General features: G+C 29.4%; 23 protein-coding genes. All 23 read left to right on the top strand.

The window, feature by feature from the left end; all coding sequences use genetic code 11:
- Nucleotides 1-3: 3 nt before the first annotated feature.
- The 23 genes from Q7C23_RS17155 (at nt 4) to Q7C23_RS17045 (ending at nt 25,414) form a co-directional block, all read left to right on the top strand.
- Nucleotides 4-1,095 carry a glycosyltransferase gene (locus Q7C23_RS17155; protein ID WP_375033673.1) on the top strand — a complete coding sequence of 364 codons (1,092 nt, stop codon included), beginning with the start codon at nt 4-6 and terminating at the stop codon, nt 1,093-1,095.
- Nucleotides 1,088-2,047: a glycosyltransferase family 2 protein gene (locus Q7C23_RS17150; protein WP_375033672.1), complete on the top strand. Its 960-nt coding sequence runs from the start codon at nt 1,088-1,090 to the stop codon at nt 2,045-2,047. Before Q7C23_RS17155 ends, Q7C23_RS17150 begins: the two co-directional genes overlap by 8 nt.
- A 122-nt stretch (nt 2,048-2,169) precedes the next feature.
- A complete protein-coding gene (locus Q7C23_RS17145) occupies nt 2,170-3,051 on the top strand; it encodes a glycosyltransferase family 2 protein (RefSeq protein WP_375033671.1) in 882 nt (293 codons plus the stop codon).
- A 66-nt stretch (nt 3,052-3,117) separates the two neighbouring features.
- A complete protein-coding gene (locus Q7C23_RS17140) occupies nt 3,118-4,053 on the top strand; it encodes a glycosyltransferase family A protein (protein WP_375033670.1) in 936 nt (311 codons plus the stop codon).
- On the top strand, nt 4,040-4,909 hold the full coding sequence (locus tag Q7C23_RS17135) for a glycosyltransferase (RefSeq protein WP_375033669.1): 870 nt from the start codon (nt 4,040-4,042) through the stop codon (nt 4,907-4,909). The genes Q7C23_RS17140 and Q7C23_RS17135 overlap by 14 nt, the downstream gene beginning before the upstream one ends.
- A 215-nt stretch (nt 4,910-5,124) precedes the next feature.
- Nucleotides 5,125-6,153: a glycosyltransferase gene (locus Q7C23_RS17130; RefSeq protein ID WP_375033668.1), complete on the top strand. Its 1,029-nt coding sequence runs from the start codon at nt 5,125-5,127 to the stop codon at nt 6,151-6,153.
- Nucleotides 6,150-7,223 carry a glycosyltransferase family 2 protein gene (locus Q7C23_RS17125; RefSeq protein ID WP_375033667.1) on the top strand — a complete coding sequence of 358 codons (1,074 nt, stop codon included), beginning with the start codon at nt 6,150-6,152 and terminating at the stop codon, nt 7,221-7,223. The genes Q7C23_RS17130 and Q7C23_RS17125 overlap by 4 nt, the downstream gene beginning before the upstream one ends.
- Complete coding sequence (locus tag Q7C23_RS17120) at nt 7,223-8,371, top strand: glycosyltransferase (RefSeq protein ID WP_375033666.1); 1,149 nt, start codon at nt 7,223-7,225, stop codon at nt 8,369-8,371. Before Q7C23_RS17125 ends, Q7C23_RS17120 begins: the two co-directional genes overlap by 1 nt.
- Nucleotides 8,372-8,376: 5 nt before the next feature.
- Nucleotides 8,377-9,834, top strand: coding sequence for a hypothetical protein (locus tag Q7C23_RS17115; RefSeq protein WP_375033665.1), 1,458 nt, complete (start codon nt 8,377-8,379; stop codon nt 9,832-9,834).
- Nucleotides 9,835-9,887: 53 nt separating this feature from the next.
- Nucleotides 9,888-10,928 (top strand): acyltransferase, encoded by a 1,041-nt coding sequence (locus Q7C23_RS17110; RefSeq protein ID WP_375033664.1) that lies wholly within the window; start codon nt 9,888-9,890, stop codon nt 10,926-10,928.
- 195 nt (nt 10,929-11,123) lie between these two features.
- Complete coding sequence (locus Q7C23_RS17105) at nt 11,124-12,290, top strand: cytidylyltransferase domain-containing protein (protein ID WP_375033663.1); 1,167 nt, start codon at nt 11,124-11,126, stop codon at nt 12,288-12,290.
- Nucleotides 12,277-13,152, top strand: a complete 876-nt coding sequence (locus Q7C23_RS17100; RefSeq protein WP_375033662.1) for an N-acetylneuraminate synthase family protein — start codon at nt 12,277-12,279, stop codon at nt 13,150-13,152. The genes Q7C23_RS17105 and Q7C23_RS17100 overlap by 14 nt, the downstream gene beginning before the upstream one ends.
- Before the next feature lie 4 nt (nt 13,153-13,156).
- Nucleotides 13,157-13,975: a polysaccharide pyruvyl transferase family protein gene (locus Q7C23_RS17095; protein WP_375033661.1), complete on the top strand. Its 819-nt coding sequence runs from the start codon at nt 13,157-13,159 to the stop codon at nt 13,973-13,975.
- A gap of 43 nt (nt 13,976-14,018) precedes the next feature.
- Nucleotides 14,019-15,416 carry a UDP-glycosyltransferase gene (locus tag Q7C23_RS17090; protein ID WP_375033660.1) on the top strand — a complete coding sequence of 466 codons (1,398 nt, stop codon included), beginning with the start codon at nt 14,019-14,021 and terminating at the stop codon, nt 15,414-15,416.
- Between the two features lie 2 nt (nt 15,417-15,418).
- Complete coding sequence (locus tag Q7C23_RS17085) at nt 15,419-16,852, top strand: MBOAT family O-acyltransferase (protein WP_375033659.1); 1,434 nt, start codon at nt 15,419-15,421, stop codon at nt 16,850-16,852.
- Entirely contained in the window at nt 16,852-17,733 is an 882-nt protein-coding gene (locus tag Q7C23_RS17080) for a hypothetical protein (protein ID WP_375033658.1), read from the top strand. The genes Q7C23_RS17085 and Q7C23_RS17080 overlap by 1 nt, the downstream gene beginning before the upstream one ends.
- Nucleotides 17,734-18,900, top strand: a complete 1,167-nt coding sequence (locus Q7C23_RS17075) for a glycosyltransferase family 4 protein (RefSeq protein WP_375033657.1) — start codon at nt 17,734-17,736, stop codon at nt 18,898-18,900.
- Nucleotides 18,897-20,435 (top strand): glycosyltransferase family 2 protein, encoded by a 1,539-nt coding sequence (locus tag Q7C23_RS17070; RefSeq protein ID WP_375033656.1) that lies wholly within the window; start codon nt 18,897-18,899, stop codon nt 20,433-20,435. The genes Q7C23_RS17075 and Q7C23_RS17070 overlap by 4 nt, the downstream gene beginning before the upstream one ends.
- On the top strand, nt 20,432-21,430 hold the full coding sequence (locus tag Q7C23_RS17065) for a glycosyltransferase family 2 protein (RefSeq protein ID WP_375033655.1): 999 nt from the start codon (nt 20,432-20,434) through the stop codon (nt 21,428-21,430). The genes Q7C23_RS17070 and Q7C23_RS17065 overlap by 4 nt, the downstream gene beginning before the upstream one ends.
- A complete protein-coding gene (locus Q7C23_RS17060; protein WP_375033654.1) occupies nt 21,427-22,512 on the top strand; it encodes a glycosyltransferase family 4 protein in 1,086 nt (361 codons plus the stop codon). Before Q7C23_RS17065 ends, Q7C23_RS17060 begins: the two co-directional genes overlap by 4 nt.
- A complete protein-coding gene (locus Q7C23_RS17055) occupies nt 22,509-23,435 on the top strand; it encodes an FkbM family methyltransferase (RefSeq protein ID WP_375033653.1) in 927 nt (308 codons plus the stop codon). Before Q7C23_RS17060 ends, Q7C23_RS17055 begins: the two co-directional genes overlap by 4 nt.
- Nucleotides 23,435-24,550 carry a glycosyltransferase family 4 protein gene (locus tag Q7C23_RS17050; RefSeq protein ID WP_375033652.1) on the top strand — a complete coding sequence of 372 codons (1,116 nt, stop codon included), beginning with the start codon at nt 23,435-23,437 and terminating at the stop codon, nt 24,548-24,550. The genes Q7C23_RS17055 and Q7C23_RS17050 overlap by 1 nt, the downstream gene beginning before the upstream one ends.
- Complete coding sequence (locus tag Q7C23_RS17045) at nt 24,551-25,414, top strand: hypothetical protein (protein WP_375033651.1); 864 nt, start codon at nt 24,551-24,553, stop codon at nt 25,412-25,414. It abuts the gene before it with no gap.
- Nucleotides 25,415-25,418: the final 4 nt, after the last annotated feature.

Here is a 25,418-nt window from a genome sequence, read left to right as displayed (position 1 = left end):
GCGATGGTATCACCATCATTTAATGCCTATTCCGAAACATTTATTCAAGCTCAAAAAAAAGGCTTGGAAGCTCAAGTCTTTTATTACTATGGAGCTAATCTTCCAACGCACTTAGAAGGTTTTGGCTTACTTCTCAAGACAAAAGAGTTTTTGTTTTATAAAATAAGGCGAAAATTTCGTTTTACCACTTTTAAACCTGAAGAGTTGGCTTTTATCGCCTCTCTGAAGAAAAATAAAATCCAATTAGTTTTTGCTCATTACGGCCCGGTAGGACATCGTTTAGTTAAAATTTGTAAATTTTTACAAATTCCATTGATTACACATTTTCATGGATATGATGCATCAGTTTACTCAACTATTGAAAAATGCAATAATTATTTAGAAGTTTTCAGTTATAGTAAATTTGTAATTGCAGTTTCAACTTCAATGCAAAACCGTCTAATTGAACTAGGATGTCCTAGAGAAAAAGTAACATATAATCCTTGCGGCCCAAACGATATTTTTTTTGATGTTAATCCTAAATTTAGTGAGGATACTTTTATTGGTATAGGGAGGTTTGTAGAAAAAAAAGCTCCGTATTATACTATTTTGGCCTTTAATCAGGTTCTAAAAAAATACCCAAATGCTAAATTGATTATCGGAGGTGGTGGTAATTTATTTGAAGTTTGTAAAAATTTAGTTTATCATTTAAAAATTGAAAAGAATGTTCTGTTACCGGGTATTTTATCAAAAGAAGAGTTTACTAATTATTTAGAAAACGCTCTCGCTTTTGTTCAGCATTCTGTAACTGCAATTAATGGTGACCAAGAAGGAACTCCTGTTGCTGTTTTAGAGGCAAGTGCCGCTGGCTTGCCTGTTATTTCAACTTTTCATGCTGGAATTTCAGATGTCATTCTTGATGGAGAAACCGGTTTTTTAGTTAAGGAGCATGATGTTGACGCCATGGCCAACAAAATGTTAGTTTTTCTTGAAGATAAAGAATTAGCAATGAAGTTGGGTGAAAATGGAAAACAAAGAATCCAATGTCTTTTTTCTATGGAAAGACATTTACAGAAACTTAATGAAATAATTCAATATGCAATTGTAAATGAATAAGCCACTTGTATCGATAATAATTCCTACGTATAATCGAGCAAATATTATCGGAAAAACTTTAGATTCAATTTGCGCACAAACTTATCAAAATTGGGAATGTATTATTATTGATGATGGTTCTACAGATAATACAGATTTTGTAGTTGCTGAATACACAGAAAAAGATTCTCGATTTAATTATTTCGCTAAACCAAATTATAAGCCTAAAGGAGCTAGTTCTTGTAGAAATTATGGATTGGATAACGCAAAAGGTAGATACATTATTTTTTTAGATTCAGATGATGTTTTGCTTAATTTTTGTGTTGAAAATAGAATTTCAAAGATTCAAAAAAATCAAGAAAATGACTTTTGGGTATTTCCTATGTTTATTCAAAATGAAAATCAAAATAAACATGCTGTCAAAATACCAATAAGTAATAATTATCTCAATGAATTTTTGTCATATAAAATTTATTGGCAGACTATGTGTACAACTTGGGATATTAATTTTATAAAAAAATTAAATGGTTTTAATGAGTTGTATCCGAGATTAAATGATCCTGAGGTTCATATTAGGGCTATGATTTTGTCAAAAGACCATTATACTGTTTTTACTAACGTCACACCAGATAGTATTTACATGGTAGCTCCTATTAAAGATAAAAATAGTTTTGCTAAAAATTACGGTAACTCATTAAATTTGTTTGTTCCGGATATTTTAAAAAAATTGGATGAAAATGGATTGAGTAGCAAATCAAATTATTTAAAAAATTATTTAAGTGATTACTTCTTATATTATCATCGCTATAATTCTCGAAAAAATAATTTATCTGTATTAAAAGTTTTTTATAAAAATAAAGTCATTTCATATTTTGTATATGTAGAAATTATAATTCAGTATTATTTAATTTTACTCTTAAGTAAAGGATTAAAAAAAATTAGAAAGAGAATAGAAAAGCTGTTGAAGATTTAAAAGAAAATAGGAAACTTCCAGAAAAACATATGATTTTTTTAGTCATAACGGAAAAGAATATAGTTTTTCCTATTAGGAAATATACTTATTGATTTCATGAAAAAAAATAGTACCAATTATTTATGAGTAAATTATTAGTTTCGATAATAGTTCCCTGTTACAACCAGGCTCAATATCTTTCAGAGGCTCTTCAATCGGTTTTAAACCAAACTTATGAAAATTGGGAATGTGTAATAATTAATGATGGAAGTAAAGATAATACAGAAGAAGTAGCTAAAAAATGGGTTGAAAACGATAGTAGATTTCTCTATATATATAAAGAAAACGGAGGCTTAAGCTCTGCAAGGAATGCGGCATTAAATGTAGTTGCAGGTGACTATATTCAGTTTTTGGACGCCGATGATTGTTTGCATGAAGATAAACTTATTAAATCACTTTTTCAAATTAAAGACCATTCAAATTATAACATCGTCGTTTCTCATTTTAAAATGTTCAAAAAAAATAGATATGATGAACTAAAACCTTTTTGTGAATTGAGTCAGGATATTTTGATGTATGATCAAATATTGCATGGCTGGGATTCGAAATTTAGCATTCCTATTCACTGTGGACTTTTCAGTTCTTCCTTATTTGATGATTTTCGTTTTCCTGAAAACTTACGGGCAAAAGAAGATTGGATTATGTGGCTGACTTTTTTTCAGAAAAAAATATCTGCCGTTTTCATTAATGAAATTTTGGCTTTTTATCGTATTCATTCTGAAAGTATGACACAAGAAGTGAAACTTATGGAAGAAAGTCATATTCAGGCTATTTTACATCTTCAAACTATTATGCCAGAAGAAGTTTATAATAAGTATTTAATAACTATCCTACAGCAAAAGGGGGAAGAAATTATTAGACTTAAGAAGCAAATTAAGAATTACAAGAACTCTAAAGGGTATAGGATTTTGGCAAGATTAAAAAGAAATAAAATATTATATTTTTTTTATAAATTTTTAAAATAGTTGAGATGAGTATTATTTTAAAAAATACAAAAGTTGTTTTATCTTTTTTAATAAAAGTATAATTTAATGGAAGCTGTCACAATTATTATACCGAGTTTTAATCATGCCGAATTTCTTAATGAAAGATTAAATTCTATTGAAAATCAGACATATAAAAATTGGGTTGCAATTATAATAGATGATTGTTCTACGGATTCTAGCATAAAAATTTTGAATGATTTTGTAAATAGAAATAAAACCAATATTGCATTTTATTTAATTAATGAAAATAATTCTGGAAGTGGATACCATTCCTGGAAAAAAGGAATAGAATTGTCTCAAACATCCTATATTTGGATAGCGGAGACTGATGATTTTTCAGATGTGTTTTTTTTAGAAAAACAAGTAAATATTTTAAACCGAAATCAAGATGCAGCATTAGTTTTTTGTGCTAGTCAATATATTGACAGAAAAGGAGATTATTTATACAATTCAAACAGAAGAACTCATGACTTAAATGTGTCGATAAATGAGTTTAAAGAATTACCAGGTTCAGTACTTACTAAAAAACTACCTATAGATAATTATATTACGAATGGGAGTAGTGTCGTTTTTAGAAAACCGAATGAAACTATTCCTATGGATGTTTTTAATAACAAACAATGTTCAGATATTTTTTTGTGGACATATTTAGTTCAGAACAGGACTTTTGTTTTTAATAATTCTATTTTGAATTTTTTTAGACAACATGAAAACTCTACAACAAAAATTAGTAATAGTTATTTTATGAAATCTATGTATCTGGAAAAATTTAAATACTTGTTATTTTTTGAACAAACAAAAAAGATTCAATTCCTTTTGGATGACTATACAAAGAATTATGTTATTGTCAAAAAAGATAGATGGTTTGATACTTCAATTTTTAATGAAATCACGCAACTTAAAAAGTTTAAAAGATACTATTTTTATAAATTAGCAAAATTGCTTATTAAAAAAATATATTATAAACATGTACGCAAGTAATTCTTTGGTCAGTGTAATTATTACTACCTTCAATAGGCCTCACTATTTGGAATTGACATTAAACAGTGTTGTTAACCAGTCATATGAGAATATTGAAATTATAGTAATTGACGATGATTCTGATGGAAATCAAAATATGGAGATATGCTCTGGATTCTCTAATGTTTATTATGAAAAAGTACTTAAAAGTGGCACTCCAGCCAAAGGAAGAAATATTGGCATTAAAAAAGCAAAAGGTGAATTTATTGCTTTTTTAGATGATGATGATGTTTGGATAAAAGATAAAATTAAAATACAAGTTGAAATATTACACAATAATCCAGATTTTGGTTTAGTACATTCCCCATGTCAGATTATTGATTCTAAAGGAAATTTAAAATCTGAAATTATCGGAAAAAGTTATCAATGGAGAAACAAGCATGGAGATGTTTCCTTAAATATGTTTGGTAATTTTACCTTGATGATGCCAACTCCATTAGTGAGAAAAGTGATAATAGATAAAGTTGGCTTTTTTAATGAAAAAATGTTGCCAATTGGAGAAGATGTAGAATTTTGGACTCGTTGTTCTTTTTTTACAAAATTTTATTATACCGAAAAAATTCTGGCATATTATAGAATTCATGAATTTAATATTTCTAAGAACAAAAATGAGCATATAGATTATCCTTTGCATCTAAAAGAAATATTAATTTATATGAGGAAAATAAAACGGATAAATTCACAGCAGTACGGTTTTTTTATACAAAAATGCATTAAAAAACAATATCCTTATTATAAAAAAAATTTTGTAAAAACATTGTACAATCTAATGAAATTAGATTTTTTTTGGTTTACTAAAATTAGAATATTAAAATAATACTTTTTAAATGTGATAATCTTTTTAATTAAATAATGTGAATTTCAACTTCAAATTTTAGATATAATTCAAAAAAAAAATGCAAGTGTAATTTATTCAAATGAAATTAATATTAATAGTACGTAAGAGTATACAAAGGCAATGTTGTTCATTGAAAAAAACATTCAAGTAAATTTGCATTACTTAAATATAATAATGGAACTATAATAATTAAAATGAGAAAAGGAAAAAATATAGCAAAAGATGTTCTATTAACAAATCCAGATTCAAATCATCGGGTAATTATCCCGTTGTACATTCCAAACGAGGATGATTATTATAAAGACGCTTTTACTATTTTTTCCTATTGTCTGTCTTCAATTCATAAAACCTCAGTTTCAAATATAAAAGTCTCTGTTATAAGTAATGGTTGTTGTAATTCAGTAAATGGGAAGTTGCTTCAATTGCAAGCAGAGCGCTCAATTCACGAACTTATAATCGAAAAAGAAAATGTTGGCAAAATAAATAGCATCTTAAAAGCATTGCGTACAGCCGAAGAACGTTTAATTACGATTACAGATGCTGATGTTTTATTTGATAACAATTGGGAAGACGAAGTTTTGGCAGTTTTCAAAGCTTTCCCAAAAGCTGGCGCAGTAAGTCCGGTTCCGGTTTTTAGAACACACTTTCGATTAACAAGCAATATTTGGTTTAACTATTTATTTTCTTCACGATTGAAATTTCGTCCGGTAAAAGATCCCGAAAGCATGACATTGTTTGCCAATAGTATCGGATGGCCCTGGCTTGATATTAAATATAAAGATGTTATTGCAACAATAAAAGGCAAGGATAATACAATTGCTGTAATGGGTAGCTCTCATTTTGTATGTACTTATAAAAGAGAGGTTTTTACTAATATGCCCAAAAATAATAGTATTTATAAATTAGGAGGAAATAGTGAGTTTTTATACACAGATCTTCCCGTTGTTATAGCAGGGGGATACCGTTTAGCAACTTATGGGAATTATGCCTACCATTTAGGAAATGTTTTAGAAGACTGGATGACTGAAAAGTTCACGATGTTAAAAACAGAAACTAAAAGACTGCAGAATATTGAAGGTTTAAAAAAGTTGAGTTCCAGACCTCTTTATTATTTTTTTACTGAAAAGGTATTTAGGAAAATTTTTAGACATCCCTTTATTTGTAAAAACATTTTAAAAAGAAAAGGACTTTCAGATAAACAATTAAATGATTTACTAAAATGATAACAATTGTTTTAACCAATCGTAATCGTGAATTACAGACTATAAAAAACTGTCTTGACTCTTTAGCAATGCAATCCAATCATGAGTTTGAATTGTTCTTTGTTGATTATGGTTCAAATGAAACTTATGTGCCTCATTTAGAAAAGCTCCTTTTAGAATATCCTGAAATTAAGTATTTGAATTGCCCTGTTTCCGGACAATTATGGAATAAATGCCGGGCTATAAATATTGTTTTACAACAATGTAAAAGGGCTTTTTTTTTTGTTGGAGATATTGATATGCTTTTTCACTCTGATTTTATCAGCAGACTTAACGAACTTAAAAATGAATCCAGAGTAACATATTTTCAAGTTGGCTTTTTAAGCGAAAAAGAAACAGCACTCCAGAAAAATTTTGATAATGCAACAATTAGTTTTACTTCAAAAAAAGAAGCTACCGGAATGACATTGTTTCCCACTCAACTATTAAAAGAAATTAATGGGTACAATGAATTTTATCACGGCTGGGGTGCCGAAGATACAGATGTTCATTTTCGATTAGAAAATCTTGGAGTTGAAATTGAATTTTACGAAAAAGAAATTCTGCTTAAGCATCAATGGCATCCAAAAACATATCGAACAAATTTAAGTACAGATCCTTATCATTTTAAATTAGAACGCATTAATCATTCTTATATTCATATTTCGAAAACGAGTAAACAAATAAAGGTCAACATAGATCAGGAATGGGGTGTTTTGCCCGAAAAAAAGGAGTATGCCAAATTATCGAATACTCCTGACTTGACAATAGAGATTGAGCCAGAAGTATCAAAAGTGAATGCATTATTAGCGCAATTAAATAATTTTGAAGATAAAGTCGTTTCTGTAATTGTTAAAGATGTCTCCAACAACAATAAAATAAAGCAATTAGTAAAAAGAATTTTAGGGAAAAAATATCTAAAATTTTTATCTGTAAAAAATGTAAATGATATGCTTCTCCAGGAAATTGTTTTGCATTACAGAAGTTTGCCCTATCAATATTCATTTAGTCAAAATGAAAGCCTAATTCATCTTAAAATTTATTTTAAGTAATGAAAATCCTAATGGTTTCAATTCCATCACTCCATTTTTTTCGATGGACAAGTCAGCTTCAGGATTCAGGGCATGAGGTGTATTGGTTTGACATTACCGGAATGAGTGCCAGAGTTGAAAGATTAAATTGGGTCACACAGAAAACGAACTGGAAACTAAAATGGAACTATCCTGGAAGAATTTTTTTAAAAAGTAAATTTCCTGAAATAAATTATAAAATTCAAAAAATTAACGAACGGGAAACAGCTAAAGTTTTTGAAGAATATTTGAACGAAATAAAACCGGATGTAGTACATAGTTTTGCGTTATACTTATCGTGTACTCCCATAATCTCGATTATGGAAAAATATTCAACTCAAAAATGGATTTATTCTTCCTGGGGCAGCGATATGTTTTATTTTCAAAATGACTCGAAATATTTAAAAGATATAAAATGGGTTTTGCCCAGAGTTAATTACTTGTTTACAGATTGTAAGAGAGATTATGTGATAGCAAAAAAATACGGCTTTGCAGGCGATTTTCTCGGTGTTTTTCCTGGTGGAGGCGGATTTGACCTGGCCCATATGGAACAATTTAAATTCCCCGAAAAACAACGGAAAATTATTTTAATTAAAGGTTTTCAAGGGAGATCCGGAAGAGCTATTTCGGTCTTAAAAGCAGTAGAATTGCTTGAAAAAGAATTGTCAAATTATACAATTGTTGTTTTTGGTTCTGATAATGAAACTTTAGATTATTCAAAGAGGTCCAAACTAAAAGATTGGCTCAATTTTCAAATCAAAGGAAAAATGACACATAACGAAGTTATTCAGCTTATGGGACAGTCTAAAATTTATATTGGTAATAGTAACTCAGATGGAATTCCTAATACATTGTTAGAAGCTATATGCATGGATGTTTATCCTATCCAGTCAAATCCTGGTGGCGCTACGGCAGAGATTATTAATCATGGTGTTAATGGTTTGCTAATCGAAAATTGCGAAGACGTTTCTGAAATTAAATCAAATATTTTGGATGCAATTGCGTGTGTGCCTAAAATAAATCAGGATTTAAAAAAACTTCAGAAAGAATTAGAATTTGAATATTTAAAAGGAAAAGTACAGGATAGTTATAATAGTTTAAGTGATGCGTCAATAGAAATTAAAGATTGATATAAGTGAAAAAGAGTATTTCGACACAAGAAGATATTAAACAATTGATTATTGATATTGAGCAAAAGTGGCAGGTAGACAAATGGATTATTGATGATATTCATGTCTGGCCTTACATCAGAATTAAAATCTACATTTATTTTTTGAATAAGCTGTTTTCAAGTTCAACGGAAAATAACGTTGCAAAAAATAAAGCTGTCACAGGATCGGTACTTGTAAAATACTTCGCGAAATGTATAAAGTTAGTAAGTGCTTTTTTTACCGTTATTTCTTTCTTCCTAAAATTACAAAATAAAAAGATTATTTTTTTTGGAGCACATTATCACCGCATTCTGCATAAAGGCGAGTTTTTTAACCGTTTTTATGATTCAATGATCGATTCTCATAATTTAAAGGAGGATGTTTATATGATTGAATACAGAAAAGTTTATGAAAAGAATTACAATAATAAAGCTATAATAAATTTAGACAAATATTTAGGTTGTTATAAGTTAATAATGAGTTTGATGAATAAATCAAGCCGTAAAAAAAGTGTTTTTAATTTAGAAGGATATGATGAATTTTATGAAACATTAAACATAAAAACACTTAGTATTGACAAAGTCAGTCTATTAAAATGGAGTAAGAAAATAATAACATTAGAAGGATTTTATAATCGTTTCTATAAAAAAGTAAAACCAGAAAAAGTAGTATTTTTAGGTTATTACGGTTTAGAAGATTTAACGGCTGCAATTGTTTTTGCCCGTAAATTAAATATAAAAACGATTGATTTGCAGCACGGAACTCAAATTAATAATATGGCATTTAGCAATTGGACCAAGATTCCACAAAATGGATTTAATACGGTTGTGAATGAATTTTGGACCTGGGACGAAGAATCAAAGAAAAATATTGAAGAGTGGGGTAATAAAAATAATATTGCAAAAGCCAAAGTAATAGGACAGCCTTATGTTTCATACTGGACACATCTTCACAGTAAAGTTGTAAGCACTAACAAAAAGATACTTTATACTTTACACCTCTCCAGAATTGAAGAAATGGTGAATAAGGATTTTATTTCTATAATTAAAAAATTAAATTATCAGTGGGTTCTGAGATTACATCCAAGAAATTCAATGAGTATTAATGAAATAGAAGAATATCTTTTTGCTAACGGAATTAAAGATAAAGTAACGGTTCAGAGTTCAGTAGAGATGCCTTTGCCGGAAATATTAAGCCAGTCTGCTCTACATCTTACAAATTATTCAGGTTGCTTGATCGAAGCGCGAATGATGAATATACCAACGGTAATTATTAATAAGTTAGGACTAGAAATCTACAAACAATACTTAGATAATAAATTAGTGTATTTTGTTGATTTTGAAGAACCAAATTTTAATTTAGTTTTCGAAAACTTAGTTAAGGATGTAGAAATAAACAAAGTTACTTCTGCTAAATTAGAAATTTATAATCCTCTCTCATAATCAGGAATAGTTTTGTACCCAACAAATAATTACTGTTAATTAAAATTTGAATTTTGAATATAAAAGAAAATTTTCTGTGGATTTCAAACCTGCGAGTTCTTGCTGTTATTGCAGTTATTTTTGTGCACACAGCCTCGCCTTTGGTTACCAAATTTGGTTTGTTACCAAATGCATTTTGGAATTATGCTAATTTTTATGATGCTGTATCTCGTTTTTGTGTGCCTGTGTTTGTAATGATTTCTGGAGCTTTATTGCTTAATAAAGAATATGAGATTGTTACTTTTTTCAAAAAACGCTTTGTTCGTATTCTCTTGCCTTTTTTATTCTGGAGTATTTGCTATGTTTTATATTCAATTTTTATAAAAACCAGTGATTATCAAAAAATGCATATTTTTGATATAATTAAAAAACTAATTAGATCTGTTTATTTTGGAAGTGCCTATCATCTGTGGTATGTTTATATGCTTTTAGGATTAATACTGATTATTCCAATACTTAATGCCTGGATAATAAAGGCAAAGAAAAATGAAATTCATTATTTTTTATTGTTGTGGTTTGTAACACTTTTATTTAAAAACCTAGGCCTGGAAAATTACAAACCACCAATAGAGTTGCTTTATTTTTCAAGATATGTGGGTTATTTAGTATTAGGTTATTATTTGTCTGTTATCGAAATTAAGAATACAAAAAAGTGGAAAATAGTAGCATTGCTCTTTTTTATTTCTGGTTCCTCTATTACTTTTTTTAGTACTTATTGGTTTTCAGTCTCAAAAGGAAAAACAGACAGTTTGTTATATGATTTTTTTAGTTTTAATGTACTTCTCGCTTCGATTGGAATCTTCGTTTTTTTTAGATTGTCTGATTTTTTTAATCGAAAAAGCAATTTAGTTATAACTCAAATAAGTCATTTTAGTTATGGCATTTATTTAGTTCATGTTTTGGTTTTATGGATATTAGATAGTTTTGCGATAAATGCTTCGTTGATTACTCCATTAATAGGTATTCCAATTACAGTTTTGTTATGTTTAAGTATCTCAACAATTATAATAAAAATTATTAATATGAATAAGTTTGGCTCTTATATTTCAGGCTAGCTTTGTTCTCTTAGTATAACCTTTTTGTTATATACTTGTTTCATAATTCATTTATAAGCAGGTGCTTTGACGCTGTAAGGTAAGAAGTTTTTTTTATTCTGATAGTTATGTGCCTGATGAGCATAATTTTAATTAGTATAATACATCGTTTTTTAAGTTTAAAAGTTATTTTTGGGTGCATTTAAAATGTTATATATGAAAAAAACAGCAATAATTCCATTACGTAAAAACTCAAAAGGGATTCCGGGGAAAAATAAAAAGAAAATGCTTGGACGTCCACTTTTTTCCTGGGCTCTTACTGCCGCTATTTTTTCAGAATTAGATGAAGTATATATTTTTACAGATGATGAAGACATAATCAATTATGTAAACAAGGAATATTTTTGGTCTTCAAAAGTAAAAGCACTTTTACGAAATGATGAAAATGCTTCTGATACGGCATCTACAGAAAGTGTTTTGTTAGAATTTACAGAAAGTCTTCAAAATGATTTTGATATTTTATGTTTATTACAGGCAACTTCACCAATGACAACAGCACAAGATATCAATGCTGCGTTAAATGAAATTATTGTAAACAAAAAAGCTTCTGCATTGACTGTTGTCAATACGCATCGTTTTATTTGGAATTCTGACGGAACTCCACAAAATTATGACGTGTTTAAAAGACCAAGACGCCAGGATTTTGAAGGTTTATTGATCGAAAATGGTGCTGTTTATACAACAACAAAAGAAGCGTTTTTATCTTCTCAAAATAGAGTAAGCGGTTCAATTGGTTTAGTAAAGATGCCTGAAGAATCACTTGTAGAAATTGATAGTTTAGCTGATTGGGAGATTGTGGAAGGTTTGCTTGCTGATCATCAGAAAAAGAAGAAAGTACACCAACGAATTGAATATTTAGTATTGGATGTTGACGGCGTTTTTACAGATGGATGTGTTTATTATGACGCCAAAGGAGAAATGGCCAAAAAATTTGATATGCGTGATGGAATGGGGTTAGAAATAATCAGACAAAATCAGGTTGAGGTAATCGTAATGACTTCAGAAAATTCTGAGTTAGTAGCACAGCGAATGAAGAAATTGCAAATAAAACATACTTTTTTAGGGGTTAAGGATAAGTTTTCGTTTTTAAGTCAGTTTCTTTTAGATAGAAATAGTAGTTTTGGAGCTGTTGCTTACGTGGGTGATGATGTAAATGATTTAGCAAATATTTGTAGTGTTGGATGGTCGTTTACACCAGCTGATGCAACAGAAATAGTCAAAGCAAATGCAGATTATATATTGACAAATGCTTCGGGAGATGGTGCAATTAGAGAAACTTGTGAAATTTTATTGAAATATAATAAACGTTATGAAGGATTATAAAAAACCTTATGTGATTGCTGAAATTGGATGTAATCATAAAGGCGAAATGGCCATTGCCAAAGAATTAATTAAAATTGCTAAAATCTTTGGAAATGCGGATGCAGTTAAATTTCAGAAACGTAACAATAAAGAACTTTTAACAGAAGAGCAGTACTATGCTCCACATCCAAACGCTTCAAATTCATATGGAAACACTTACGGTGAGCATAGAGAATATTTAGAGTTTGATGTAGAGCAGCATCGCGAACTAAAGACGTATTGCGATGAAATTGGAATTGTATATTCAACATCAGTTTGGGATACAACTTCTGCAAAAGAGATCACGTCATTAAATCCAGAATTTATTAAGATTCCTTCAGCCTGTAACAACAATTTTGAAATGTTAGGCTGGTTATGCGATAATTATCAGGGTGAAATTCATATTTCTACAGGGATGACTACTAAAAATGAGACGGAAATTTTAGTAGAGTACTTTACTGAAAAAGGAAGAAATAAAGATCTTGTTTTATACAACTGTACTTCAGGATATCCGGTTCCGTTTGAGGATGTTTGCTTGTTAGATATTAATTTGTTGAAACAAAAATTTGGGGATAAAGTAAAACATATTGGTTTCTCAGGACATCATTTAGGGATCGCTGTCGATATTGCAGCCTATACTTTAGGTGCCAATATTATAGAAAGACATTATACAATTGACAGAACCTGGAAAGGTACAGATCACGCGGCTTCATTAGAACCAATGGGGCTACGTAAATTAACCCGCGATCTTCATGCTGTTTATCAGGCATTAACTTTTAAGAGTTCTGATATATTGCCAATTGAACAAGTTCAGAGAGATAAACTAAAAAACAAAAAAGTCTAACCGGATGTTTTTTTCAAATAGAATAAGACTTTTTTGGTGGAATGAAAAATTAATTCAGGGTAAGTCCAAAGAAAATTACGGCGACATTTTAGGGAAATATCTTGTTGAAAAAATTTCAGGAAAAAAAGTTGTTTTTGCCTGGCCAAAGAAGTTTTCTATTCTTGATTGGTTTGCGCCCATTTATGTTACTGTAGGAAGTATTCTAGCCAATGTAAATGATAAATGTATTGTTTGGGGAAGTGGTATTATTGATCAAAAAGCAAAAATTAAAAACGCTGTTTTTTTAGCCGTTCGTGGTCCACAAACGCGTCAGTATTTGTTGAATTTGGGTTATACTGTTCCTGAAGTTTACGGAGATCCGGCCTTATTGCTGCCAAGATATTTTAATCCAAAAATTGAAAAAAAATATAAATTTGGTTTCGTACCGCATTATAACGATTACAAACTAGTACAGCATTGGTTTAAAGATACTCCAGATGTTTTGCTGATTGATATGATGACAAATGATATCGAATCTAAAACTATAGAGTTTTTACAATGCGAAAAAATAATTTCTTCTTCTTTACATGGAATTATTATTGCTCATGCATATGAAATTCCGGCAGTCTGGCAAAAAATTTCAGATAAGGTTTTCGGAGATGATATAAAATATCAGGACTATTTTGAATCGATTCAGTTGCCATTTTATACTCCTGAAATTAGAATTTCTCCTTTTACAGATACTCAAATGGAAAACTTGTTTGCAGATTTACCAAGTTTACCTCTAAAAGAAAATGTAGAAAAATTATGTGATGGCTTAATGGAAGTATGCCCCTTTAAATAAGGAACTTTTAGAAAAATCATCAAAGATTTGAATATGAAATAGAATGAAAAAAAAAATATTTATTTTCCTGCCAGATGGTGTTGGGCTACGAAATTTTGCTTTTACAAATTTTAAAGAAATTGGAGAAGAAAAAGATTATGAAATCACGTACTGGAATAATTCGGTTTTTTCTTTAAAAGATCATTTAGGATATAATGAGGTCGAAATTGAAAATCATACGACACATTCTTTAACGCCTCTTTATTCGAGAATTAGAAAACATATAGAACTTAATGTTTCTCAAAAAAAGTTTAAAGACTCAGTATACCAAACTTATAAATTTCCTTTTAGTTATAATGGCTTTAAAAACACTTTAAAAACATTATTTATTAAATTACTAATAGGTTTTAATTCGTCGGAGGATGGAATTTTAAGAATCAGAAAACGTATCAATGCCCTGGAACGTTCGACATCAAAATATCAATATTGCAAAGCACAATTACAGGAACACAAACCTGATTTGGTTTTTTGCACTACCCAAAGAGCGACACAATCTATTAGTGCATTACTGGCAGCTCAGGATCTTAACATTCCGGTAGTTTCCTTTGTATATTCGTGGGATAATGTGCCTAAAGCAATGCAGGTAGTCGAAGCTGACTTTTATTTTGTCTGGAGTGATTTAATGAAACAGGAAATTTTAAAATATTATCCTTTTGTAAAAGAATCTCAGGTTTTTGTTACGGGCACGCCTCAATTCGAGCCTCATTACAATTATAATTTGTTTAAAAGCAGAGAAGTTTTTTTTGAAGAAAATAATCTTGATATTTCGAAAAGATATATTTGCTTTTCTGGTGATGATGAAACAACCTCACCTTTAGATCAGTATTATTTGGAAGATTTGGCAAAAGCCGTAATAAGTCTAAATGCTAAAGGCGAAAATGTTGGTATTATCTATCGTAAATGCCCTGTTGATACAACATCTCGTTACGACGACATACTTAATTCTTATAAAGATGTAATAACTGTTGTGGATCCATTATGGAAAGTAGTGGGAAAAAAATGGAATGAAATTTTACCAACAAAAGAAGATTTGGGATTATTGCATAATGTATGCGCACATTCAGAATTTGTAACAAATGTCTGCTCTTCTACTGTATTTGATTTTGTCGCTCATGATAAACCCTGCATCTATTTTAATTATGAACAACCCCAATTAAAAAAGGGTATTAGAGATATAGGTCAGAATTATAAATATGTTCATTTTAGAAGTATGCCTAGTAAGGAAGCTGTTGTTTTCTGTAATAACAAGCTAGATTTGGAGAATCAGGTAAAACAAATTTTAGATAAGAAATTATCTAATGTTCCAGATGGTAAAAAATGGTATGGGATTGTTGCAGGAGAAAATCCAACTCTTGCGTCAGAGAACATATGGGACGCTATAAATAAGATTGTAATAAAATAATTATGTTTTTTAACTCTTTAGCTTTTGCTATTTTTTTGCCAATAGTCTTTTTTCTGTATTGGTTTGTTTTTAATAAAACGAAAAGCTCACAAAATGCCTTATTAATTGTTGCTAGTTATTACTTCTATTCTTGTTGGGATTGGAGATTTTTATTTCTGTTGGTTTTTTCTACATTCCTGGATTATTATACCGGAATTCAAATCGAAAAAGGAAAATCAGAACAAAGTCGAAAATTCTGGTTTTGGTTAAGTATAATAGTCAATTTAGGTTTCTTAGGGGTTTTTAAATATTATAATTTCTTTGCATCTTCTTTCGCAGAATTGCTAAATTCGGTTGGTGTTCAGGCAAGTCCAATTCTATTGAATGTTATTCTTCCTGTTGGAATTTCATTTTATACTTTCCATGGTTTATCTTATGTAATCGATATTTATTTTAAGCGAATCAAAGCCGAATATAATTTTATTGATTATTCACTTTTTGTTAGCTATTTTCCGCTTTTAGTTGCTGGGCCAATAGAAAGAGCGACTCATTTATTGCCGGAAATAAAAGTAAAACGAGAATTTGATTTAGAAAAAGCCAAAGAAGGTGTTTGCCAAATTATTTGGGGATTAGTCAAAAAAGTGGTTATTGCTGATACTTGCGCTACTTATGCTAATGCCATATTTGATAATTATACTTCAATGAACTCTTTCTCCCTTATCTTGGGAGCCGTTTACTTTGCTTTCCAGATTTATGGAGACTTTTCAGGGTATTCAGATATTGCATTGGGAGTTTCAAAATTATTTGGTTTAGATTTACTCCGAAATTTCAATTATCCTTATTTTTCAAGAGATATAGCAGAGTTTTGGCGTCGTTGGCACATTTCGCTGTCTTCTTGGTTTCGTGATTATTTGTACATTCCATTAGGAGGAAGTAAGGGCGGAATCTGGATGAAAATAAGAAATACGTTCATCATTTTTGTAGTTAGCGGATTTTGGCATGGAGCCAATTGGACCTATATTGTTTGGGGCTTCATAAATGCCGTTTATTTTCTTCCATTGCTATTGTCAAAAAGTAACAGAAATAATATGGATGCGATTGTATTAAAGCGGAATTTTGATTCAGTCAAAGTAGTAATGAGTATTCTTTATACCTTTTTATTGACGTGTGTTGCCTGGGTGTTTTTTAGGGCCAGAACAATCACGGATGCCGTTGCGTATTTAAAACGTATTATCTATAATAGAGAGTTTAGCTTTCAATATTTAGAAAATGAAAGGTATAATTATGAGTTGTTATTATTGATTGGCCTTTTTGTTCTGGTTGAATGGAATAATCGTACCAAAGTTGAGCCTCTTTCAGGAAGAAGAAATACTTTGAAAATGGCTTTAGCAGTTGGGGCAATCCTGGCTTTTGGAACTTTTTCAGATTATAAAGAATTTATATATTTTCAGTTTTAATGAAGAAATTTTTAATTTATACAGCCAAAATTATTGTTATAACTGTTTTGATAGCTGTTGTACTTGACGGATTGTATACAGCGGTTTTTATGCAATCTCAAAATAGAGGAAAAGTCGAAACTGTTTTTAATTCAAAAGCACAGAAATTTGATGTTGTAATGTTAGGTTCATCACGGGCAAATAACCATTTTGTAACGCAGATGTTTGAAGATAGAGGTTTAAAAGCTTTTAATTATGGTATGAGCGGGGGGCATTTGTTTGAAGCTTCTTTGTTATTAAAATTAATGGTTGAAAGAAAATATGTAATTAAAAATGTCATTTTAGAAGCTGATTTAAATCTTGCCAGTGATCATGGAACGGAAGGTATTTCAGCTTTATATCTTCCGTATATTCACAATTCAAAAATTATAAGAGACCATTTTGTATCACAAGAAGATTTTAATGAGGTGTATTATATTCCTTTTTATAGATATATCAGATATGAAACTAAAATTGGAGTCAGAGAGGTATTTTTTACAGCTATTCATAAAAAAACAAATCAACTGGAAAATTTCGGATATCATCCTTTGCAAAAACACAAGAATGGCAATATGAAGAATAATATTGTCAATTTAAACCCTTTGTCTCATAATAAATATTACGAAGAAATAAAAAACATCTGTAAAGTCAATAATATTAATTTTATTGCAGTAATGACTCCTATGTGTGAGAATGTTACGGGTATGAATTATTTTGATAAAGTTAAAAAGTTTTATCCAGAGATTCATAATTATGAAAACGTAGTAAAAGAAGATAAATATTTCTCGTCTTGTGGACATATGACTGACGAAGGGGCAAAAATATTTACAGGCAGAATTATTAATGATTTTTTCAAGAAATAAATGCATATAGCCTTTTTAACACCAGAGTTTCCCCATCCTAAAGTTACACATGCAGCAGGTTTAGGTACCAGCATAAAAAATCTTACAACCGCTTTAGTCAAAGAAGGACTTAAAGTTACTGTATTTGTTTATGGTCAGAAAACTCAGGAAATTATTACTGACAATGGAATCACCCTTCATTTAATTAAAAATAAGAAATATAAATACTTTGGGTGGTTTTTTCATAGAAAGCATATTCAAAAGTATTGTGATAAAGTCATTAAAGAAGAAAAAATAAGACTTTTAGAAGCACCAGATTGGACGGGAATTACTGCATTTATGAAGTTTTCAATTCCTTTGGTAATTCGTTTTCATGGTAGTGACACCTATTTTTGTCATCTGGAAAAAAGAAACCAAAAGCGCAAAAATTTTTGGTTTGAAAAATTGGCAATAAATAATGCAAGCGCATTTATTGCACCAACTGACTTTGCCGGAAATGTTTCAAAAGAACTTTTCAAAATAAAATCAAAGGAGATAAAAACTATTCATTATGGCTTGGAGTTAGAAAATTTCACAAATGATTTTCCAGACGTTTTCGAAAAAGGTTTAATTCTCTATGTTGGAACTTTGATAAGAAAAAAAGGGGTTTTAGAATTGCCCTACATTTTTAATAAAGCGCGAAAAGATTTTCCTCAGGCTAAATTAGTTTTAATTGGCAGTGATTCTTTTGATATAAAAACAAAATCAAATTCAACCTGGCAATTGATGCAGAATCAGTTCACAAAAGAGGATTTGAAAAATGTGGAATATATGGGTAAAATTCCATACAGTGAAGTTCAGAATTATATAAAGAAAGCAAATGTATGTGTTTTTCCAACCTTTGCAGAAACCTTAGGAATGGTGACTATCGAATCTATGGCAATGCAAAAAGCAGTTGTTAATAGTGATATAGGATGGTCTCAGGAATTGATTATAGATGCCGAAAGCGGTTATTTGGTCTATCCGAAAAATCATGATTTATATGCTAATAAAATTATTGAATTAATTCAAAGTGATACAGTTTGCCTGCAAATGGGTAAAGACGCGAGAAAAAGGGTTGAATCTAAATTTGATATCAATAAATTAGTAAATGAAAATATTAAATTTTATCAGAAGCTGATAAATCAAAACGCAAAAAAGCAATCATGATCGTTGTTTATCATAAAAATAATAGAATTATTACCATTGAATTTGGCGAGGAAAGACTTGTTTTTTCATCGATAAATATTTCCTCAATTTTATTTGAGATTGCTGAAATTTATTCCGATCAGTTAATAATTTGGTGTCATTTCGATTTAAAAGCTAGTTTAAATCTTTTAAATATTGATACTATTTTTCATCACAATAAAATAATGGCTTCCTATAATTTAGCAGGAAATTCATTTTTATCTGATGCTATTGGTTATATCGAAGAATCACCTTTTATAAAGGTTAACAAGGGTGTGAGTTATCCAACATGGCAAATGAGCAGTTCTGTTGGAGGAATTCATGCTTCAGTATTATTGGAATTGGGAAATAAACTCCATGAAGATAAAAATTTTGATTACTTTTTACACTCACTGGCAAAACTAGCAATGCCAAATGGACTTTTGTGCTATTCCGAACCTGGATTAATAAATGATTTTTCGAACAGCTTGATAGAATACCAAAATAGTAAATTTCAACTGTTTAGATTTGTGAAACAGCATTATAAAATGCGTTGGATATTTTTATTGTTTTTGAACTTATTTCTGTATGAAAGGAAAATGGCTTTTTTACCTCTTGTTTATAGTTTATTTTATAGAAAAAGAGAATTAAATGACACTACTTTAAAGATGATTAAAGTTCAGTCGACAAATAAAGTTGTTGAATTAGGAACGATTGATGTAATAATTCCAACAATTGGCAGAAAAAAATATTTATATGATGTATTGAAAGATCTTTCCTTTCAAACACATTTGCCTGAGAATGTTATAATTGTTGAACAAAATCCCGTATTAGGAAGCACCTCAGAATTAGACTATTTAACCAATGAAAAATGGCCATTTAAAATAAAACATATATTTACACATCAATCGGGAGCATGCAATGCTCGCAATGTTGCACTGAATGAAGTTTCTAGTGAATGGGTATTTTTGAATGATGATGATAATAGATTTGATCAAAGTTTATTGAGTAAAGTACTGGTCAATTTAAAAATTTTTGGTATTAAGTCTCTGTCTTTGTCCTATTTGCAATTAAATGAAATAAAACGAAATCTTATAGTATATCAATCTCCTATTTTTGGTTCGGGAAATAGTTTTATTCAGTCCAGTTTGTTATCAAAAATTAAATTCAATATGAAATTTGAATTTGGGTACGGTGAGGACTCAGATTTTGGCATGCAGCTTCGAAACCAAGGCATTGATGTTGTTTATTTTCCTAATCCAGAAATAACACATTTAAAGGCTCCAATTGGAGGTTTTAGAACTAAACCTGTTTTGGAGTGGGATAATGACGAAATTCAGCCGAAACCTTCGCCAACAATTATGTTAAAGAAACAACTGCATTTAACAACCAAGCAGATAAAAGGATATAAGACTATTTTATTTTTTAAATTTTATAAAGTACAGGAAGTAAAAAACCCAATTCAATATTTTTTGAATTTTGAAAAGCAATGGAAGCAAAGTTTGTATTGGTCAAATGAATTAAATAAAAAGAAATGAAATTTTCATTAATAGTTTGTACCTATATGAGACCGGAACCCTTGCTAAAATTATTAGCTTCAGTTCAGGCGCAAAATTTATATCCGGATGAAATTCTAATTATTGATGGATCTCTCAATGCTGATACAGAAAATGCCTTAAGTCAAAATCAAGTTAAAAATCTAAAATACTACATGGTAAGCAACGCAAATCGTGGACTTACCAAACAACGTAATTTCGGGATTTCAAAAGTGAATAACGATACGGAAATAGTTTGTTTTTTAGACGATGATACAATTCTTGAATCAAATTACTTTGAGAAGTTACTGTATACTTATGAATTGTTTCCTGAGGCACTTGCTGTTGGAGGCTACATTTCTAATGAAGTAGCATGGCAGAAAGTTCAGGAAAATTATATTTCAAAGATAAACGAATTTTGTTTTGATGGTTGGAAACGAAAAGATGGTAGTCGTTTTGTACTGAGAAAAAAAATGAATCTAGATAGTGATTGCCCACCAGGTTTTTCGTCTTTGTTCTCGCACGGAAGAAGTGTCGGATTTTTACCGCCAAGTAATAAAATATATGAAGTTGAGCAGTTGATGGGAGGAGTTTCTTCTTTTAGAAAATCTGTTTTTGAAAAACTTTCATTTTCTACCTATTTTGAAGGTTATGGTTTATATGAAGATGCTGATTTTACCTTAAGAGTTGCCAAAACTGGAAAATTATATTTGAATACAGAAGCTAAATTATCTCATTTTCATGATGAATCAGGGAGACCAAACAAATATAAATATGGTAAAATGGTCGTAAGAAATGGGTGGTATGTATGGAGAATTAAAAATCCAAATCCAAAGCTTAAAGACCGTTTTAAATGGAATGCGATTACGATATTATTAACGTTGATTCGATTTAGTAATGTATTTACTGACAAGAATAAAAATGAAGCTTTTACAGAAGCTTTTGGAAGAAGTATTGGTTGGTGGAGTTTGATTTTTAATAGACCACGTAAAATATGAAAAAAAATGTATTTATTTCCTTTTCGCTAGGTAATGGTTCAGTCTCTGATTATTTTATTTTGCTAGCTGAAAAACTAAAAAATGAATATCAAGTAATAATTTTTTCAGATACTGAAATTAAAGAAGATACAATAATTCCATCTGAAATTATTGTAAAATATTGGCCATCAAAGAGACCAACAAAAATCGCAGATGCATTTTTTTTATTCCGTAATATAAAAGAATATAAGCCCGTAATGACAATATCAGTCTTTGGTTCCGTAAATATGTTTTTGTTAATTGGATTTTTGTGTAGAATAAAAATAAGAATTGCCTGGATTAGAACTTTAAGCTCTCAGTTTCAACAAAAAAAAAGGCTTGTATACAGAAAATCTTTAGTTTACAAATTAGCCACTAATATTATTTCAAACTCTGAGGCAACAAGAGCGGATGCAATAAAAAGTTACTTTATTGCTAAAGAGAAAATAAAAGTTTTGCCTAATTCAGTGAAAAACCTATATTCAGAAATCAAGATTAATAGTTCTAATAATTTAAATGTAATTACATATGTGGGACGATTACATAAATCAAAAGGTGTAAGCATACTTATAGAAGCATTTTATAAAATTCATTTACTTTTTCCAGATTTTAAATTAATAATTATCGGTAATGGGGAAGAAGAAACTAATTTGAAGAAATTAGTCTATGATTTAGGGATTGACTCTTTTGTAGATTTTAAAGGGAATTTATCTAAAATTGAAGTTTTAGAAAATTTTAAAAAATCATATATGGCGGTTATTCCAAGTTTGTCTGAAGCGTTTGGCTATACTGTTATTGAGGCAATGAGTATGAAAACTTTGGTTATCGGATCTAATAACACCGGTATTAAAGAGATTATTCAGGATAATAAAACAGGTTTTTTATTTGAAAGTAGTAATGTTGATGATTTGGTAAAAAAAATCACTTTTGCTATACAACATTATGAACTAAGAGATAAGTTGGCCTTGCAAGGCTTTACTCATTTTAAAAATAATTACGAAGTAACACTAGCAGCCGATAGGGATTTATCGTATTTTAAGAGTTTAATTATAAAACAAAAATGAACAAATTTATTAAAGCCCAAATAATTTGTAAATACCTTCCTCCTATAATTTCACAATATATAAGAGATAAAGTCATATCTACGAAAGATGGAGAGTTACTTTCCCTTAACTTTAAAAAGAAAGCCATCACTGGAAGTTATTTTATAGGAAATACAAATGATTTTCACGCATTGAAATTTGGAGTACATGGTTATTTTGATTGGCGAAATGTAGTTCTGGTAAATGAAATTTTAAAATTAACTAAAGGAACCATAGTGGAAGTAGGTGCCAATATTGGAACCGAAACTATTTGTTTTGCAGATATTGCAGCAAAACAAAACATACAACTAATCGCCTTTGAACCTGTACCAAAAAATTTTGAAGCACTGGTCAAGATAAGCGATGAAAATAATTTTAGTAATGTTAAAATAATTAATCAGATAGTATCAGATAAAAAAGGTTTTTCCTATTTTAAAATGCCAACCGGAAATGATTCTGGTTCAGGTTTTATAACTACAACATCTGGTAAGGAAGGGTTTGAAGAATTTAAAGTTACTACTTTGAATTATGAATTAGCTAATGAAATGAAGAATGCAGTCTTTGTAATTGATGTTGAAGGATTTGAATTTAATGTGTTATTAGGAGGAACTAATATTATAAAAAAAGACAGACCTTTCTTGATAGTTGAGGTCAATAAAAATTATTTAGAAAAAAGGGGAGGAACAACATTGGAAAAATTTAATGATTTTTTATTAGAATTAGATTATATTCCATTTTATATTAATAAATTAAATATTAAACAAGTAGATATATTAGATTTTAAAGTAAAGCCAAATAAAAATTGGATATGTATTCCCAGAGAAAAATTGCTATTTAAAAAGAAGCTGTCGAATTCTATTTTTTTAAATGCATTAAACCCTTTTATAAATTATAAGATTCTTTAATGAAATTTCTGATTATAACAAATGTTATTCATATAAAGAACGACCAATACTTTGCTTATGCACCTTATGTTCGTGAAATGAATGTATGGCTTAAATTTGTGGATGAGGTAATAATTATTGCTCCTTTAAGAAAAGCAAAATCAACTGAAATTGATATTTCTTACAAAAAAGATAAAATAAATTTTATAAAAGTTCCAGATTTTAGTTTTACTAATTTTAAGAATAACATAATCTCAATTTTTAAATTACCATTGATTTGTTGGAGAATTTTTTGGGCTATGAAAAATGCAGACCATATTCATTTGCGTTGTCCTGGAAATATGGGAATGCTGGGGTGTTTTATCCAGATTATGTTTCCTAACAAAAAGAAAACTGCCAAATTTGCCGGGAATTGGGATTTTACAAGTAAACAGCCATGGACCTATAACTTACAAAAACGAATCTTAAACAATACATTCCTTACCCGAAATATGACAGTTTTAGTCTATGGTGAATGGGAAAATCAAACTAAAAATATAAAATCTTTTTTTACGGCGACTTATTCAGAAAATGAAAAAGAAATTGTTCAAAAAAAGGATTTAGACTCAGTTATAGAATTCATTTTTGTGGGAAGTTTAGTTACGGGTAAAAATCCACTATATGCTATAAGGTTAGTTGAGAAGTTAGTAGGAAAAGAAAATAATGTGATTTTAAATTTATATGGTGAAGGAATAGAGAGAAATATATTAGAAAATTATATAAAGAAAAATAAATTAGAAAAGAATATTTTTTTACATGGTAATAAAAATCAAGAAACAATAAAAAAAGCCTATCAAAAAAGTCATTTTATAATATTACCATCTAAAAGTGAAGGTTGGCCGAAAGCAATTGCTGAAGGAATGTTTTGGGGCTGTGTACCTATCGCGACTGAGGTTTCCTGTATTGCTCAAATGCTCGATAATGGACAAAGAGGAGTCATCTTGCAAATGAATTTAGATAAGGATGTGGTGCAACTTGAAACTATAATAAAAAATAAAATAGAGTTTTATACAAAAAGTGATAATGCTTCAAAATGGTCAACAAAGTATACTCTGGATTTTTTTGAGGATGAAATTAAAAAAGTAATAAATTATTAAATGAAGCATACCACCAAAAGCAGAATATTTAAAATACTTTCATTTTTTCCTAATCGTTTTGGATATTTTCTATATCATTTTTTGCAAAATATTGGAAGCAATTCAACATTTGATAAAAAAGTTCATGCGACATCCAATACCTATAAAACCGTCACAAGAATATTAAAAACCAATAATGTTGATATTGAAGACATAAGAATTGCTGAATTAGGATCTGGCTGGGTACCTATTTTTCCTTATCAGTTGATTCTGGAAGGAAAAGCTATGCATGTTGATACCTATGATATTAACGAACATTATAATACAAAAGAAATAAAAAAACTTAATCAATATTATAAAGACAAATATAACTTCGATATTGAAAGTAAAAAAAAATATCCTTTACTCAATAAAGTTTCCTATTTTCCTAAAACTGATATTTGCAAAGGAGATCTTAAAAATACAGACCTCGTTTTATCAAGATTTGTTTTAGAGCATGTGCCACCAAATATAATACGTGAGATTCATGATTTTCTTTTTTCAAAATTAAAATCGGGAAGTTATATTTTGCATTTAATTTCTCCAAGTGATCATAGGGCTTATAGTGATAATTCTTTGTCATTGCAAGATTTTTTAAAGTATAGTGAAAAAGAATGGAATCAAATACAAACCAAATTTGATTACCATAACAGATTAAGACTTCCGCAATATTTGGAACTTTTTAAGAATGATTTCGAAATAATTTTTTTTGAGCATGACATTATTAACTATGAATCAGAAAGTTTTAAAAAATTTAAAAAATTAAAAATCCATAATGATTTTGCAAAGTTTACAGATCAGGAATTAATGGCAGGAAGTATAAATATTTTATTGAAGAAGAAATAAATAC

It is taken from the genome of Flavobacterium sp. LAR06, from assembly GCF_041946075.1.
Taxonomy (GTDB): Bacteria; Bacteroidota; Bacteroidia; order Flavobacteriales; family Flavobacteriaceae; genus Flavobacterium.
This window is presented reverse-complemented; position numbering and strand designations above follow the sequence as displayed.

Coding starts and splice junctions, on each gene's coding strand:
- Q7C23_RS17120 (WP_375033666.1), top strand. CDS start 7,223: ATGAAAATCCTAATGGTTTCAATTCCATCACTCCATTTTTTTCGATGG.
- Q7C23_RS17070 (WP_375033656.1), top strand. CDS start 18,897: ATGATCGTTGTTTATCATAAAAATAATAGAATTATTACCATTGAATTT.
- Q7C23_RS17045 (WP_375033651.1), top strand. CDS start 24,551: ATGAAGCATACCACCAAAAGCAGAATATTTAAAATACTTTCATTTTTT.
- Q7C23_RS17055 (WP_375033653.1), top strand. CDS start 22,509: ATGAACAAATTTATTAAAGCCCAAATAATTTGTAAATACCTTCCTCCT.
- Q7C23_RS17065 (WP_375033655.1), top strand. CDS start 20,432: ATGAAATTTTCATTAATAGTTTGTACCTATATGAGACCGGAACCCTTG.
- Q7C23_RS17125 (WP_375033667.1), top strand. CDS start 6,150: ATGATAACAATTGTTTTAACCAATCGTAATCGTGAATTACAGACTATA.
- Q7C23_RS17085 (WP_375033659.1), top strand. CDS start 15,419: ATGTTTTTTAACTCTTTAGCTTTTGCTATTTTTTTGCCAATAGTCTTT.
- Q7C23_RS17100 (WP_375033662.1), top strand. CDS start 12,277: ATGAAGGATTATAAAAAACCTTATGTGATTGCTGAAATTGGATGTAAT.
- Q7C23_RS17150 (WP_375033672.1), top strand. CDS start 1,088: ATGAATAAGCCACTTGTATCGATAATAATTCCTACGTATAATCGAGCA.
- Q7C23_RS17090 (WP_375033660.1), top strand. CDS start 14,019: ATGAAAAAAAAAATATTTATTTTCCTGCCAGATGGTGTTGGGCTACGA.
- Q7C23_RS17105 (WP_375033663.1), top strand. CDS start 11,124: ATGAAAAAAACAGCAATAATTCCATTACGTAAAAACTCAAAAGGGATT.
- Q7C23_RS17130 (WP_375033668.1), top strand. CDS start 5,125: ATGAGAAAAGGAAAAAATATAGCAAAAGATGTTCTATTAACAAATCCA.
- Q7C23_RS17155 (WP_375033673.1), top strand. CDS start 4: ATGGTATCACCATCATTTAATGCCTATTCCGAAACATTTATTCAAGCT.
- Q7C23_RS17135 (WP_375033669.1), top strand. CDS start 4,040: ATGTACGCAAGTAATTCTTTGGTCAGTGTAATTATTACTACCTTCAAT.
- Q7C23_RS17095 (WP_375033661.1), top strand. CDS start 13,157: ATGTTTTTTTCAAATAGAATAAGACTTTTTTGGTGGAATGAAAAATTA.
- Q7C23_RS17140 (WP_375033670.1), top strand. CDS start 3,118: ATGGAAGCTGTCACAATTATTATACCGAGTTTTAATCATGCCGAATTT.
- Q7C23_RS17075 (WP_375033657.1), top strand. CDS start 17,734: ATGCATATAGCCTTTTTAACACCAGAGTTTCCCCATCCTAAAGTTACA.
- Q7C23_RS17145 (WP_375033671.1), top strand. CDS start 2,170: ATGAGTAAATTATTAGTTTCGATAATAGTTCCCTGTTACAACCAGGCT.
- Q7C23_RS17080 (WP_375033658.1), top strand. CDS start 16,852: ATGAAGAAATTTTTAATTTATACAGCCAAAATTATTGTTATAACTGTT.
- Q7C23_RS17060 (WP_375033654.1), top strand. CDS start 21,427: ATGAAAAAAAATGTATTTATTTCCTTTTCGCTAGGTAATGGTTCAGTC.
- Q7C23_RS17050 (WP_375033652.1), top strand. CDS start 23,435: ATGAAATTTCTGATTATAACAAATGTTATTCATATAAAGAACGACCAA.